This window comes from Inquilinus limosus DSM 16000 (assembly GCF_000423185.1).
In the GTDB taxonomy this organism is placed as follows: Bacteria; Pseudomonadota; Alphaproteobacteria; order DSM-16000; family Inquilinaceae; genus Inquilinus; species Inquilinus limosus.
On record NZ_AUHM01000015.1, the window covers coordinates 36159 to 50502 of the forward strand.

The 14344-nt window shown below is 69.7% G+C and carries 10 protein-coding genes; 3 read left to right on the forward strand and 7 right to left on the reverse strand.

Annotated elements, in window-relative coordinates:
• Positions 1-2: 2 nt before the first annotated feature.
• The 5 genes from mobB to uvrB all read right to left on the reverse strand — a co-directional run bounded on the left by mobB (position 3) and on the right by uvrB (position 6663).
• Positions 3-515, reverse strand: a complete 513-nt coding sequence (mobB, locus tag G537_RS38185) for a molybdopterin-guanine dinucleotide biosynthesis protein B (protein WP_034851870.1) — start codon at positions 513-515, stop codon at positions 3-5.
• A 6-nt stretch (positions 516-521) separates the two neighbouring features.
• Positions 522-1130, reverse strand: a complete 609-nt coding sequence (gene pgsA, locus G537_RS0115580; protein WP_026870912.1) for a CDP-diacylglycerol--glycerol-3-phosphate 3-phosphatidyltransferase — start codon at positions 1128-1130, stop codon at positions 522-524.
• 76 nt (positions 1131-1206) lie between these two features.
• The gene (uvrC, locus tag G537_RS0115585; RefSeq protein WP_081688834.1) at positions 1207-3138 is read right to left on the reverse strand and encodes an excinuclease ABC subunit UvrC; all 1932 of its coding nucleotides are present in this window, start codon (positions 3136-3138) and stop codon (positions 1207-1209) included.
• Positions 3139-3635: 497 nt separating this feature from the next.
• On the reverse strand, positions 3636-4436 hold the full coding sequence (locus G537_RS0115590) for an SDR family oxidoreductase (RefSeq protein WP_034851872.1): 801 nt from the start codon (positions 4434-4436) through the stop codon (positions 3636-3638).
• A 4-nt stretch (positions 4437-4440) separates the two neighbouring features.
• Entirely contained in the window at positions 4441-6663 is a 2223-nt protein-coding gene (gene uvrB / locus G537_RS0115595) for an excinuclease ABC subunit UvrB (protein ID WP_026870915.1), read from the reverse strand.
• 201 nt (positions 6664-6864) lie between these two features.
• Between uvrB and G537_RS38190 the strand changes: the two genes are divergently transcribed.
• Entirely contained in the window at positions 6865-8421 is a 1557-nt protein-coding gene (locus tag G537_RS38190) for an MFS transporter (protein ID WP_051248457.1), read from the forward strand.
• Here G537_RS38190 and dusB read toward each other — a convergent pair.
• Positions 8418-9434, reverse strand: coding sequence for a tRNA dihydrouridine synthase DusB (gene dusB / locus G537_RS0115605; RefSeq protein WP_026870916.1), 1017 nt, complete (start codon positions 9432-9434; stop codon positions 8418-8420). The two genes, G537_RS38190 and dusB, sit on opposite strands and share 4 nt — an antisense overlap.
• 129 nt (positions 9435-9563) lie before the next feature.
• Here dusB and G537_RS0115610 point away from each other — a divergent pair, with 129 nt between their 5' ends.
• Both G537_RS0115610 and G537_RS0115615 read left to right on the forward strand, forming a co-directional pair.
• Complete coding sequence (locus tag G537_RS0115610; protein ID WP_026870917.1) at positions 9564-9923, forward strand: YciI family protein; 360 nt, start codon at positions 9564-9566, stop codon at positions 9921-9923.
• Positions 9920-11164, forward strand: coding sequence for an RNA polymerase sigma factor (locus tag G537_RS0115615; protein ID WP_026870918.1), 1245 nt, complete (start codon positions 9920-9922; stop codon positions 11162-11164). The genes G537_RS0115610 and G537_RS0115615 overlap by 4 nt, the downstream gene beginning before the upstream one ends.
• Before the next feature lie 133 nt (positions 11165-11297).
• Here G537_RS0115615 and G537_RS38195 read toward each other — a convergent pair whose 3' ends face one another.
• Positions 11298-14138 (reverse strand): endonuclease/exonuclease/phosphatase family protein, encoded by a 2841-nt coding sequence (locus G537_RS38195; protein ID WP_051248458.1) that lies wholly within the window; start codon positions 14136-14138, stop codon positions 11298-11300.
• Between the last annotated feature and the right edge of the window lie 206 nt (positions 14139-14344).

Sequence of the window (14344 nt, forward strand, 5' to 3'; positions counted from 1 at the left end):
CTTCAGCCGGCCTTGCGGACGAAATCGACGACGAAATCGGCGATCGCCTCGACGTCGTCGACATCCAGGCGCAGGCGGCTCGATCCGACGACCCCATCGGCGACCAGACCGTCGCTGGCCACCGCGATGATATCGGGATCCTCGGGGTAAAGCGGCGGTTTGCCGGTCTCGGCCCGCCACACCTCCAGCTTCGGATACCGCTCGCGCTTGAAGCCCTCGACCAGGACCAGATCGACCGGCTCCAGCTTCGCCAGCAGCGCCTCCAGCGGCGGCTCCGCGGCGCCGCGATGCTCGTGCATCAGCGCCCAGCGCCGGCTGGACGACACCAGAACCTCGGTGGCGCCGGCCTCGCGGTGCCGCCAGCTGTCCTTGCCGGGCTGGTCGACGTCGAACTCGTGATGGGCGTGCTTGACGGTGGAGACGGTCAGGCCGCGGGCGATCAGCACGGGAATCAGCTTCGCCAGCAGCGTGGTCTTGCCGCTGCCGCTCCAGCCGGCGATGCCGAGGACGCGCATGGGGGCCTAGCCGAAGGTCCCGGCGGCCTTGGCCGGCGGGCTGTCCTCGGTGATCGCCTGGCGCACGCCCTCGCGCAGATAGCTCCAGCCGGTCACCAGGGTCAGCACCGCGGCGATCCAGATCCCGGCGACGCCGATCTCGGTCACCGGCACCTGGCCGCCGAAGGCGCGGGTGCCGGCGTCGCCGACGATCAGGAATCCGATCGCCAGCATCTGGATGGCGGTCTTCCATTTGGCCAGCGCCGTGACAGGCAGGCCGCGCGCGTTCATCCCGGCCAGGAACTCGCGCAGGCCGGAGATCAGGACCTCGCGCAGCAGGATGACGACCGCCGGGATCACCGACCAGCCCTGCAGCCGGTCGAAGGCGGCCAGCATGAACAGGACGGCGGTGACCAGCATCTTGTCGGCGATCGGGTCGAGCAAGCGGCCGATCAGCGAGGTCTCGTTCCAGGCGCGGGCCAGCTTGCCGTCGAAATAGTCGGTGATGGCGGCGGCGGCGTAGATCACCAGGCAGGTCCAGGCGGCCCAGGCGTCCGGCACGTAGAACAGCGCGATCAGCACCGGAATCGCGGCGATGCGCGAATAGGTCAGGATATTCGGAAGGCTGGTGACCATGGCGACGGCACTGTCTTCTGGGGTTCCCGAACGCTAGCACATGGCGCTGCAGAGCCTGACCCGGAAATTCGTCCTGTCAGGCGTCGGGGTGGAAATGCCGGTAGATCATTCCGGCCACCGCCTTGCTGATGCCGTCCACCGCCTCGAGGTCCTGCAGGCTGGCGCGGCTGACCTCGCGGGCCGAGCCGAAATGCAGCAGCAGCGCCTTCTTGCGCCGTGGGCCGATACCCGGGATCTCGTCGATCGGCGAACGGGCGATGTCGCCGGCGCGGCGGGTGCGCTGGCCGCCGATGACGAAGCGGTGCGCCTCGTCGCGCAGCCGCTGCAGGAAGTAGAGCACCGGGTCCTTCGGCTCCAGGCCAAAGGGCGGCCGGTGCGGCATGAAGAAGCGCTCCCGGCCGGCGTCGCGGTCCGGCCCCTTGGCGATCGAGACCAGGCCGATCTCCGTCAGGCCGAGCTCGGCGAACACCTCGCAGGCGACGTTCAGCTGGCCTTGGCCGCCGTCGATCAGCACCAGGTCGGGCCAGCCCTCCTGCTCGCGGTCCGGGTCCTCCTTCAGCGCCCGGGCGAAGCGGCGGGTCAGCACCTCGCGCATCATCGCGTAGTCGTCGCCGGGCGTGACCGCGCCCTTGATGTTGAACTTGCGGTAGGCGGATTTGATGAAGCCGTCCGGCCCGGCGACGATCATGGCGCCGAGCGCGTTGGTGCCGCCGAGATGGCTGTTGTCGTAGACCTCGATCCGGCGCGGCGGCGCGTCCAGGCCGAACACCCGGGCCACGCCCTCCAGCAGCACCGCCTGGGTCGCGCTCTCGGCCATGCGGCGGCCCAGCGCCTCGCGGGCGTTGTTCAGCGCATGCTCGATCAGCCGCCGCTTGTCGCCGCGCTTCGGCACCGCGATCTCGACCCTGCGGTCGGCCTTCAGGCTCAGCGCCTCGGCCAGCAGCTCGCCCTCGGCCACCTCATGGCTCAGCAGCACCAGCGGCGGCGGCGGGTTGGTGTCGTAGAACTGGCCCAGGAAGGCGGCCAGGATCTCGGGCGGCTCCGCCGACTTGTCGTGGCTCGGGAAATATGCCCGGGTGCCGTAGTTGCGGCCGCCGCGGAAGAAGTAGACCTGGACGCAGCTGTGGCCGCCGGCCTCGTGGATCGCCAGCGCGTCGGCGTCGCCGATGCCCTCGACATTGATGTCCTGATGCGACTGGACATTGGTCAGGGCCCGGATGCGGTCGCGCCAGCGCGCCGCCTGCTCGAAGTCCAGCCGCTCGCTGGCCGCCATCATCTGCTCGGCGAAGCGCGCCTGCACGCCCTGGCTGCGGCCGCTCAGGAAATCCACCGCGCTCGCCACCTGCTCGGCGTATTGCGCCTCGCCGACATAGCCGACACAGGGCGCGGTGCAGCGCTTGATCTGGTACTGCAGGCAGGGCCGGCTGCGGGTGGAGAACACGGAATCCGAGCAGTTGCGCAGCAGGAAGGCGCGCTGCAGGGCGGTGATGGTGCGGTTGACCGACCCGGCCGAGGCGAAGGGGCCGAAGAACTGGCCGCTGGACCCAGTGGCGCCGCGGTGCTTGGCGATGCGCGGGAAGGGGTGGTCGCCCGAGATCATGATGTGCGGGAAGGTCTTGTCGTCCCGCATCACCACGTTGTAGCGGGGCTTCAGCCGCTTGATCAGATTGGCTTCCAGCAGCAGCGCCTCGACCTCGGACCGGGTCACCACGAATTCCATGGCGGCCGTGTCGGCGATCATGCGCAGGAGGCGCGCCGGCTGCTTGCCGGTCTGGGTGTAGGCGAAGACCCGCTTCTTCAGGTTGCGGGCCTTGCCGACATAGAGCGCGTTCCCGGCCTCGTCGAGCATCCGGTAGACGCCGGGGGAGCTCGGCAGCGTGCGCAGATGCGCCTGGATCACGGCCACGCCGTCGGCGATGCTGTGCGCCCGCGCCTTCGCACGGCCCGTGGGCTTCGGGCGCTCGGGCGGCGGGCTGTCCGGCGGGTTATCGGTCAGGGTGTCGCTCATGCCGGCAATGTCGGCCGGTCCGGGCGCGGCTTCAAGACCGGATCGTGAACGCCCGAGCGAGTCGGCAAGGCGGGGCGATGACGCTTCGGTGATATCCACCGAATCTGTGGATAAGTTTGTGGGAAAGCGGCTGCGAACGATCCGCAACCGAGGCGCCGCCTAAGTGTCATCGTTGTTGCCCAAAAAATGGGCAAAAACGCCAACTCTTTGAAATGGCGTGGTAAATTCCAAGTCAAGCTGAAACAGAAGCATCACACACTATGTTGCAGCTCGAAAATTGCGGGCCTCTCCGATTCGGATTTCGCCTGTGCACAACTCCCGGTCGTGGCGGGCCGCCGAGGCCAGGAAATCCAAGGCCATAGCCGCTATCGCAGAGCGGCCGCCCTGCGTCCACCGGGCGCAAGGTGGCGCATCTGCGGGTTGTCGCTTCGAGGCGTCCGGGTCAAGAGGGGATTGGTCGAAAATTCGAGATAATTTCGGAGCGATGCCGCAATCGCCTATTCCATCGGTACGATGCCGCGGCTGGGCTGGGCCCAGCCGAGATGCTCGCCGCCGTCCAGCGCGATCATCTGGCCGGTCATTGCCGGCGCCGACAGGATGAAGCGGATGGCGTCGCAGATCTCCTGCGGGGTGGTCGGCCGGCGCAGTGGCACGGCGTCCCACTGCCGGGCGAAATGCTCCTCGCTTTGCCGGTCGCTCTTCAGCGTCGGGCCGGGGCCGATGCCGTTGACCCGGATCTGCGGCGCCAGCGCCTGGGCCAGGGTGCGGGTCAGGGTCCACAGCCCGATCTTGGCGACGGTGTAGGACAGGAAATAGGGGGTCGGGTTCCATACCCGCTGGTCGAGCATGTTGATGACGTTGCCCGGCCAGTCCGCCGGCAGCTGCCGCGCCAGCGCTTGGGTCAGCACCAGCGGGGCGCGCAGATTGGTCTCGACATGCTCGTCCCAGCTGGCGCGCGTCGCCGTCACCACCGTGTCCATTCGGAAAGCCGAGGCGTTGTTAACCAGCAGGGACACGGGCCCGAGGGCGGCCGCAGCCTGCGGGATCACCGTCTCGACCTGGGCCTCGTCCGCCAGGTCGGCCTGGATCGCCACCCCCTGCGCCCCGGCCGTCTCGATGTCCTTGACCGTCTGCGTCGCCTCTTCGGCCGAGCGGTTGTAGGTGATGGCGACGCGCCAGCCGTGGCCGGCGAGGTCGAGCGCGATCGCCCGGCCGATCCGCTTGGCGGCGCCGGTGACGACGGCGACACGCGGCATGGCCCGGCCGGTCGGGGGCAGGGGGCGTTCGGCAGGCGTCATCGGCTCATGGTCCCTTGCGGCGGCGGCCGCCCTTGCGCGGCTTCTCGGTCGGTTTGCCGATGGACAGCGGGACGCCCTCCAGCGCCGCCGCATGGCCGTGCGAGCCGACGCGGGCGTGCACGACGATTCCAGCGCCCCCACCTTCCGATCCGGCGTCCAGGCCCATCTCGGCGGCCTCCAGGCGGCGGATCTCGTCGCGCAGCCGGGCCGCCTCCTCGAACTCCAGATTGGCGGCGGCCTCACGCATCCGTTTCTCCAGATCGGCGATGTGCTCCTGCAGCGATTTGCCGGTCAGGTGCTTCACGCCGGCGTCGCCGGTCGAGACGGTGACCCGGTCGCCGCGCTCGTAGACGCTGTCGAGGATGTCGCCGATCTGCTTCTTCACGCTCTCCGGCGTGATGCCGTGGGCGGCGTTGTAGGCCTGCTGCTTCTCGCGCCGGCGGTTGGTCTCCTCCAGCGCCGCCTTCAGGCTGCCGGTCATGTTGTCGGCATAGAGGATGGCGCGGCCCTCGATGTTGCGGGCGGCGCGGCCGATGGTCTGGATCAGCGAGGTGCGGCTGCGCAGATAGCCTTCCTTGTCGGCGTCGAGGATGGCGACGAGGCCGACCTCGGGGATGTCCAGCCCCTCGCGCAGCAGGTTGATGCCGACCAGCACGTCGAACACGCCGAGCCGCAGGTCGCGGATGATCTCGATCCGCTCCAGCGTCTCCACGTCGGAATGGATGTAGCGGACCTTGATGCCCGACTCGGTCATGTACTCGGTCAGCGCCTCGGCCATCTTCTTGGTCAGGGTGGTGACCAGGACGCGCAGGCCGCGGGCGATGCAGTCGCGGCATTCGGCCATGACGTCGTCGACCTGGGTCGCGGTCGGGCGGATGATGACCTGCGGGTCGATCAGGCCGGTCGGGCGCACCACCTGCTCGGCGAAGACGCCGCCGGTCCGCTCCATCTCCCAGGGCCCGGGGGTGGCGGAGACGAAGATGCTCTGCGGCCGCATCGCGTCCCACTCCTCGAATTTCAGCGGCCGGTTGTCGCGACAGGAGGGCAGGCGGAAGCCGTATTCGGCCAGGATGTCCTTGCGCGCCCGGTCGCCGCGGAACATGGCGCCGACCTGCGGCACCATCACATGGCTCTCGTCGACGATCAGGAGGGCGTCCTCGGGCAGGTATTCGAACAACGTCGGCGGCGGCTCGCCCGGCGCCCGGCCGGTGAGGAAGCGGGAATAGTTCTCGATCCCGGCGCAGCTGCCGGTCGCCTCGATCATCTCCAGGTCGAACTGGGTGCGTTGCTCCAGCCGCTGCGCCTCCAGCAGCTTGCCGGCCGCGTTGAACTCGGCCAGCCGTTCCTTCAGCTCCTCGCGGATGCCCTTGATCGCCTGCAGCAGGGTCGGCTTCGGCGTGACGTAGTGGCTGTTGGCGTAGATGCGCACCTGCTTCAGCGCGGCATATTTCTCGCCGGTCAGCGGGTCGAATTCGTGGATCGCGTCGATCTCGTCGCCGAAGAACGAGATGCGCCAGGCCCGGTCCTCGAGGTGGGCGGGGAAGATCTCGACCGTGTCGCCGCGCACCCGGAAGGTGCCGCGGCCGAAGGCGGTGTCGTTGCGTCGGTACTGGATGTCGACCAGATGCTTCAGCAGCACCTGCCGGTTCAGCCGCTGACCGGCCTCCAGCGGGATCGTCATCTCGCTATAAGATTCGACGTCGCCGATGCCGTAGATGCAGGAGACCGAGGCGACGATGATGCAGTCGTGCCGCTCCAGCAGCGCCCGGGTGGCCGAATGGCGCATCCGGTCGATCTGCTCGTTGATCTGGCTTTCCTTCTCGATATAGGTGTCGGTGCGCGGGACGTAGGCTTCCGGCTGGTAGTAGTCGTAGTAGCTGACGAAATACTCGACCGCGTTCTCCGGAAAGAAGCTCCTGAACTCGCCGTAGAGCTGCGCGGCCAGGGTCTTGTTCGGGGCCAGGACCAGGGTCGGGCGCTGCAGCGTCTGGATCACATGCGCCATGGTGAAGGTCTTGCCCGAGCCGGTGACGCCGAGCAGCACCTGGTCGCGCTCGCCGCGCTGCAGCCCCTCCACCAGCTCGGCGATCGCCGTGGGCTGGTCGCCGGCCGGCTTGTAGTCCGAGACCAGCTTGAACGGGGTCGAACGGTCCGTCTCCGGCAGGGCCGGGCGGTGGACCACGACCGGGGAGGCCGGGGCGGGGGAGCGGAGGGGCGCTGAGGTCATGTCGACACTATCGGTCCGGCAAGGGCTGAGGGGAAGGGCCGCCGGCGAAGCGGAACACAGAAGGGTTGAGGTAGTGATAGGAACATAGAGGGAACAAGACGTCAAGCGGCAGCGCCAGCCTTGCGCGCCGTGCGCTTGACAGCCCCCGGCGGCGGCTCGTATCCAGGCAGTAATTTACTTAACCGAACGGTTTATTCAACCATGCCGGAGGAACTGCCCGATACCCTCGCCTCCGGGCCGAGGGCGACCCGCCGCGAGTGGATCGGGCTGGCGGTGATCGCGCTGCCCTGCCTGCTCTATTCCATGGACCTGACGGTGCTGAACCTGGCGGTGCCGACGCTGACCGCCGACCTCAGGCCCAGCGCGGCGCAGCTGCTGTGGATCGTCGACATCTACGGCTTCCTGGTGGCGGGGTCGCTGATCACCATGGGCACGCTGGGGGACCGGATCGGCCGCCGCAAGCTCCTGATGATCGGCGCCGCGGTGTTCGGCGCCGCCTCGCTGCTGGCCGCCTTCGCGAACACGGCCGAGACGCTGATTGCCGCCCGGGCTCTGCTCGGCGTCGCCGGGGCCACGGTGGCGCCGTCGACGCTGTCGCTGATCCGGAACATGTTCCACGACCCGCAGCAGCGCACCTTCGCCATCAGCGTCTGGATCACCAGCTATTCGGTCGGCGGCGCCGTCGGCCCGCTGCTCGGCGGCCTGATGCTGCAGCATTTCTGGTGGGGCTCGGTGTTCCTGCTGGCGGTGCCGGTGATGGTGCTGCTGCTGATCGTCGCCCCGATCCTGCTGCCGGAATACCGCGACCCGCAGGCCGGGCGGCTGGACCTGGCCAGCGCCGCGCTGTCGCTGGTGGCGGTGCTGGCCGCGATCTACGGCGTCAAGATGCTGGCCGAGCACGGGCCCGGCTGGCCGCCGCTGCTGTGGATCCTGGCCGGCCTCGCCGTCGGAACCGTGTTCATCCGCCGGCAGGCCCGTCTGGCCGATCCGCTGATCGACCTGCGCCTGTTCCGGTCCCCGGCCTTCGGCGCGGCGCTGGCGGTCAATGTGCTGGGCCTGTTCGCCGTGTTCGGCACCTTCCTGTTCGTGGCGCAGTATCTGCAGCTGGTGCTGGGGCTGTCGCCGCTGGAGGCCGGGCTGTGGACGCTGCCCTCGTCGCTGGCCTTCGTCGCCGGGTCGATGCTGACCCCGATGGCGCTGCGCCGGACCCGGCCGGTGGTGCTGATGGCCGGCGGGCTGGTGGTCGCGGCGCTCGGCTTCCTGGCGCTGACGCTGGTCGACCATGTCTCGGGCCCGGCGCTGCTGGCCGGCGCGGCGGTGGTCTTCGCCACCGGGCTGTCGCCGGTGTTCACGCTGACCACCGACCTGATCGTCGGCGCGGCGCCGCCGGAGCGGGCCGGGTCGGCCGCCGCGATCTCCGAGACCGGGGCCGAGTTCGGCGGCGCCCTGGGCATCGCCGTGCTCGGCTGCATCGCCACCGCGCTCTATCGCGGCGTGATGGTGGACAGCGTTCCGGCCGGCGTGCCGCCCGAAGCGGCGGAGGCGGCCCGGGCGACTCTGGGCGGCGCGCTGGCGGCGGCACAGGACCTGCCGGGCGACACCGGCCGGGCGTTGGCCGATACGGCGCGCGGCGCCTTCACCCACGCCTTCGGCCTGGCCGCCCTGGTCAGTGCGGTGATCGCGCTCGCCGCCGCCGCCTTGACTGCCACGGTGCTGCGGCGTCCGCCGCAGGGCGCCGAAGTCCCGGCGGCGGATTAGGCCGCCAGCCGATGCTCCGGGCCGGTCCACAGCGCCGTCAGGCCGGCTTCGACCTCGGCCGGGGAATCGGTCTGGCACAGCACCCGGCGGGCCTCGCGCCGGTCCTCGGCGGAGGCCGGCCATGGCGCCGCCTCGATATAGGCGGCCAGATGCTTGCGGAACACGCGCAGCCCGTGATGGTCGCCGTAGAAGGCCAGCGTCTCCCGGAAATGCTGCAGGGCGATGGCCAGCCGCTCCTCGGAGTCCGGCCCGGCAGCGCCTTCGGCCAACGGCCAGTCGAGCGCCGCCTCGATCGCGGCGGCGATCCAGGGCTTTCCGGTGACGCCGCGGCCGACCATCACCCCGTCGGCGCCGGACCGGGCCAGCGCCTCGCGCGCGGTGGCGCCGTCGACGATGTCGCCGTTGACGATGACCGGCACCGGCACCGCCTGCTTCACCGCCCGCACCGCGGCCCAGTCGGCCGTGCCCTTGTAGAACTGGCAGCGGGTGCGGCCATGCACCGTCACCGCCCGGGCGCCGGCGCCGACGCAGCGGCGGGCGAAGTCCGGCGCGTTGCGGCTGGCATCGTCCCAGCCCAGACGGATCTTGACCGTGACCGGCACGTCCACTGCTTCCGCCGCGGCCGCCACCAGACGCTCGGCCCGCTCCGGGTCGCGCATCAGGGCAGAGCCGGACTGCACCCCGGTCACCTCGCGCGCCGGGCAGCCGAAATTCAGGTCGATGATCTGCGCCCCGGCCGCCGCCGCCAGGCGGGCGCCCTCGGCCACCGCGCCGGGATCGTGCCCGATCAACTGCACCACCATCAGCGGCAGGCCGTCGCCCACTGCGGCGCGGCGCACCACGTCGGGCCGGCCGCGGGCGAATTCGGCGCAGGCCACCATCTCGGTCGAGACATAGGCCGCCCCCAGCCGCGATGCGGCGCGGCGGAACGGCAGGTCGGACACCCCGGTCATCGGGGCGATCCAGACCCGTCCGGGAACCGCGACGGAACCGATGGTCAGGGTTTCGGGCATGGTGTTCCTGTTTCGACTGCCGACCTATCTAGGCGCGCCGGGCCGCGGCGTAAACCGGCAGCCTGTCGATTCCGCGCTTCCCGGAACGACAAGCCTGCATCCACACTCGCAGCCGGGAGGACCCTCGCCATGAAGTATCTCTGCCTGGTCTATATGGAGCAGCGGACCCTGGACGCGATGTCGCCCGACGAGCTCGACGCGCTGGTCCGCGAATCCATGGCCAATGACGAGGAGATGCGCCGCCGCGGCCAGTTCGTCGCCGCCCAGGCGCTGCAGCCGACCAGCGCCGCCACCACGTTGCGGATCCGCGGCGGCCGGGTCATCACCAGCGACGGCCCCTTCGCCGAGACCAAGGAGTTTCTCTCCGGCTTCATCATGATCGAGGCGCGGGACCTCAACGAGGCGCTGCAGCTCGCCGCCAACATCCCGATGGCGCGGATGGGCAGCATCGAGGTCCGGCCGGTCTGGGAGCATTGCGGCGGCTCATGACCGCGGATCAGGTGACGCAGCGGACGATCGAGACCGTCTACCGGGCGGAATCGCGCCGCGTGCTGGCCACGCTGATCCGCCTGCTCGGCGACTTCACCCTGGCCGAGGAGGCGCTGCACGACGCCTTCCGGGCGGCGGCGGAGCAGTGGCCGCGCGACGGCGTGCCGGCCAATCCCCGCGCCTGGCTGGTCTCCTCCGGCCGGTTCAAGGCGATCGACGGGCTGCGCCGCCGCACCCGTCTCGACGCGGCGCGGGCCGAGCTGGCGAAGCATCTGGAGGAGGCGGAGGACCCGCATGAGCACGAGCGCGAGGAGATCGAGGACGACCGGCTGCGGCTGATCTTCACCTGCTGCCATCCGGCGCTGGCCCCCGAGGCCCGGATGGCGCTGACCCTGCGCGAGATGTGCGGCCTGACCACGGAGGAGATCGCCCATGCCTTCCTGGCCGCGCCGACCACGGTGGCGCAGCGCATCGTCCGGGCCAAGGCGAAGATCCGCGACGCCCGCATCCCCTATCAGGTGCCGCCGCGGGCCGAGCTGCCGGACCGGTTGGACAGCGTGCTGTCCGTCATCTACCTGGTGTTCAACGAGGGCTATCTGGCGTCCTCCGGCGCCGACCTGACCCGGCCGGACCTGTCGGGCGAGGCGATCCGCCTGGGCCGGCTGCTGGTCGATCTGCTGCCGGAGCCGGAGGCGATCGGCCTCCTGGCCCTGATGCTGCTGCAGGATTCGCGCCGCGCCGCCCGCAGCTCCCCGACCGGCGAGCTGGTGCTGCTCGCCGACCAGGACCGCAGCCTGTGGAACCGGGCGCAGATCGCGGAGGGGACGGCGCTGGTGCGGCGGGCGCTGTCGAGCCGGGAGGTGGGGGCCTATGCGCTGCAGGCGGCGATCGCGGCGGTGCATTCGGAGGCGCCGGACGCCGTTTCGACCGACTGGGCCGAGATCGTCGGCCTCTACGACCTGCTGCTGCGGGCCGACCCGTCGCCGGTGGTGGCGCTGAACCGGGCGGTGGCGGTGGCGATGCGCGACGGCCCGGCGTCGGGGCTGGTGCTGATCGACGCGATCCTGGCCAACGGCCATCTCGGCGGCTACCGCCTGGCCCACGCCGCCCGCGCCGACCTGCTGCGCCGCCTGGGCCGGGCGGCCGAGGCCCGCGCCGCCTATGAGCGGGCGCTCGGCCTGACGCAGCAGGAATCGGAGCGGACGTTCCTGCTGAAGAGGTTGGAGGAGCTGAAAGCGTAGGTTGGGTTCGCCTTGGCGAACCCAACACCGTTCGAAGTTGCCCGATGTTGGGTTCGCTTCCGCGAACCCAACCTACGAGGCTGATACGGGGATTTTCAGTCCCTTGCTCAACAATCGAGCCAACCGACTCGCCTCACACCATCCAATCCGCATGCTCGATCTGGTCCGGGCGGACGCCGAGCAGCGTGACCCGGGTGCCGTCGTCGAGCTCGACCACCGTGCTCAGCAGGCCGGCCCTGACCGTGAAATCGGCGCCGTCAGCGATCAGCAGTTTGTCGTGGCGGACGTCGAAATCGGCAATCACATCGCGGCCGTCGCCATGGCCGAAGGCGAAGACGTCGGTGCCGCGACCCCCGATCAGCAGGTCGTTCCCCGCGCCGCCGGCGATGCGATCGTTGCCGGCGCCGCCATAGATCGTGTTGTCGCCGGTGTTGCCGGCGATCTGGGTGTCGGTGTTGCCGGCCCAGGCGATCAGGTCGCGGTCGCCCTGCAGCACGATGCGCTCGACCGCGTCGTTCGCCTTGACGTTGACCGAGGCGCGGACCTCGTCGAACTCCCCGGTGCCCTTGACGATGGCGAAGTTGAACAGGAAGGTCGGCTTGTCGGCGACGATGATGTTCGGGTTCTCCGGCGTGCCCGGCGCCGGGATGTGCAGCCGCGCCACCGACGGGTCGTGGTCGCTGACCTGGTCGGCGAAGCCGGCATTGGTGTGGACGATGTCGAATTCCAGCCCGGACTTGTACACGCCATCGGTCGCCAGCATGTGGTCGAGCTCCTGGCTGCCGCCCTCGAACACGTAGCTCCAGCGCTCATTGGCCGGCAGCAGTTCGTCGGCCAGGTCCTTCAGCACATGGCTGCCGTCGTCCTCGCCGCGCAGCACCTTCAGCGGGTCGTTCCAGGAGAACTCGTTGAGGTCGCCGACCACCATCACCTTGGCGTCGGGATCGGCCGCCAACCGGCCGTCGACATAGGCGTTGACGATCGCCGCCTGGGCCTCGCGCTGGTCCTCGCCGCGGTTGATCGGCGGGAAGTCCTCACCATAGGTGGGCGAGCTGCCGCTCTTTGAGGTGAAGTGGTTGTTCACCAGCGTCACCGTCTCGCCGTTGAAGACGAAGTCGGCGGCCAGCGGCAGGCGGCTGGCGGCGAAGGCGTCGCCGTCCGACAGGTCGGGGTCGGTCAGCGCCTTGACCGAGCCCTCGACCAGGTCGACGCGCTCCGGATTGTACAGATAGCCGACCCGGATGTTGCCGCCGGGCTGGCCGCCAGAGGTGCCGTCCGCCGGCGCCACGTCGACATATTCGTAGCGCGGCCCGCCATGGGCGACGATGGCCTCGATCAGCACCCGCGCGGTCTCGGCCGCCGAGGTGACGCCGGTGATCTCGGCGCCGTCGCTGTCCTGCACCTCCTGCAGCGCAACGATATCGGGCGAGCCCATGTTGCCGACGATCTGCTCGGCCAGCCGGTCGAACTTGCCGCTGCCGACATCGTCGTCGACATTGTCCGGGTCCTGGTCCTCGACCAGGTTCACGTCCTCGACCTTCGGGTCGAGGTTCTCGAGGTTGATCGAGCCGACGGTCAGATGGTCGCGGTCGCCGGTCAGCGTCGTCGTCTCCGGCGCCAGCGTGCCGGGGGATTCGACCGTGACCGCCTGGGTCGCCTGGACCTCGTACCAGCCGAAATTGTAGCTGACCACGCCCTGCACCGTGCCCAGCTCGGCACCGACATTGAAGTCGGGCATGAAGCTGCCCAGCAGGTCGTCGTCGATCTGGATCCGCTCCGGCTGCTGGTCGGTCTCGGAGATCAGGAGGCCGCCGGCGCCGCTGCGGGTGCCGGTGGCGTGGTCGCCGTTGTCGGCCAGGACATAGGCCTCGCCGAAATTGTTGGTCGCACCGATCACCACCGGGGCGGGGATATCGACCAGCATGCCCTCCAGGCTCTCCCAGTAGTCGACGCCGTCATGCCCGGGGTCGTAGACGGTGCGGCCGTCGTCATCGATCGCCTCGGTCGGCGGGGCGTAGCCGCCGGCGCCGACGCTGACCGCGACCGGCACGGTCTGCTGCACGGCCGAGATCTCGATCTCGGCGCCGGTGATCTGGGTGATCGTCAGGTTGTGGGTCGAGGCGCCGCCGGGCTTGAACTCGGTGACCGTGCCGGTGACGTCGAGGGTGACGCCCAACTGCACCTCGGCCGGCACGTTGCCGCTGCCGGTGAAGACGAAGACGGCGTCCGAGGTAGCGGTGTTGCCGTCGCCCTGGGCGTCCTGGATGTAGAAGCCATTAGAGGCGATGGCGGTGACCACGCCGCGGGTCGCCACCCGGTCGCCCTCGAACTCGGAGCGGTGGCCGGCGCCCTGGATCTCGTAGATCGCGCGGAAATCCGGCGTGTCGTCGGGCACCGGGGCGTTCTCGGCGCCGGGGGTGTTCAGCGCCTCGCCGGGGGCGGGGGTGCCGGTCTGGCCCGGCAGGCCGGCCAGATCGAAATCGTTGCGCGTCCAGTCGGCGGCGCTGTCGGTGTCGGTGCCGTCCGGCAGGCGCGAGGCGCCGCCGACGGTCAGGCCGGCGCCGTCGAAGCCGGGGGTCAGCACGGTGGTGCTGTAGAAGCGGTCGCCGCTGCCGCCGTCATCGATCGCGACGCCGTCGCCGATCCGGGTCCAGGGCGTCAGGTCCAGCACGCCGTCGTCATTGGTGTCGAGGTCCTGGCCGATCGTGCCGCTGTAGGTCTCGACCAGCAGCAGGGTGCCGCTGCCGTTCTGCAGCAGGTTCGACTGGAAGCCGCTGCTCCAATAGCCGTCCGCATCGGTGGTGCCGATCTCGGTGGCGGAGATGACGCGGCCGGTGCCGCCGGCGTCGCCCTCGATCTGCACCAGGGTCCAGCCGCTGTAGTCGGCCAGGGCGTCGCCCTTGATCTCGATGTATTCCGAGCTGTCGGTGCCGGTGTGGTTGGCGACGAATTCGTTGAGCAACGGATCGGCCATGACGAAGTCCCCCTCTTCATCGGGCAAGGGCCGAATCCCTTGCCGCTGCCGAAACACCTGTAGGGGGCTTCGGTTGCATCCGTGTGACTCGGAGAGACGCCGGAATGAAAGGGATCTGCAGATTGCAGGGATTCGCAGGAAATTTCGGAAGAGAGGTGCTGGGCCACTGCAGAAAATACATCCAAAAGGCGATTTTAGACAATCAA

Bases quoted from the DNA above. Each gene is read 5' to 3' on its own strand.
- mobB (WP_034851870.1), bottom strand. From the start codon at position 515: ATGCGCGTCCTCGGCATCGCCGGCTGGAGCGGCAGCGGCAAGACCACG.
- pgsA (WP_026870912.1), bottom strand. From the start codon at position 1,130: ATGGTCACCAGCCTTCCGAATATCCTGACCTATTCGCGCATCGCCGCG.
- uvrC (WP_081688834.1), bottom strand. From the start codon at position 3,138: ATGAGCGACACCCTGACCGATAACCCGCCGGACAGCCCGCCGCCCGAG.
- G537_RS0115590 (WP_034851872.1), bottom strand. From the start codon at position 4,436: ATGACGCCTGCCGAACGCCCCCTGCCCCCGACCGGCCGGGCCATGCCG.
- uvrB (WP_026870915.1), bottom strand. From the start codon at position 6,663: ATGACCTCAGCGCCCCTCCGCTCCCCCGCCCCGGCCTCCCCGGTCGTG.
- G537_RS38190 (WP_051248457.1), top strand. From the start codon at position 6,865: ATGCCGGAGGAACTGCCCGATACCCTCGCCTCCGGGCCGAGGGCGACC.
- dusB (WP_026870916.1), bottom strand. From the start codon at position 9,434: ATGCCCGAAACCCTGACCATCGGTTCCGTCGCGGTTCCCGGACGGGTC.
- G537_RS0115610 (WP_026870917.1), top strand. From the start codon at position 9,564: ATGAAGTATCTCTGCCTGGTCTATATGGAGCAGCGGACCCTGGACGCG.
- G537_RS0115615 (WP_026870918.1), top strand. From the start codon at position 9,920: ATGACCGCGGATCAGGTGACGCAGCGGACGATCGAGACCGTCTACCGG.
- G537_RS38195 (WP_051248458.1), bottom strand. From the start codon at position 14,138: ATGGCCGATCCGTTGCTCAACGAATTCGTCGCCAACCACACCGGCACC.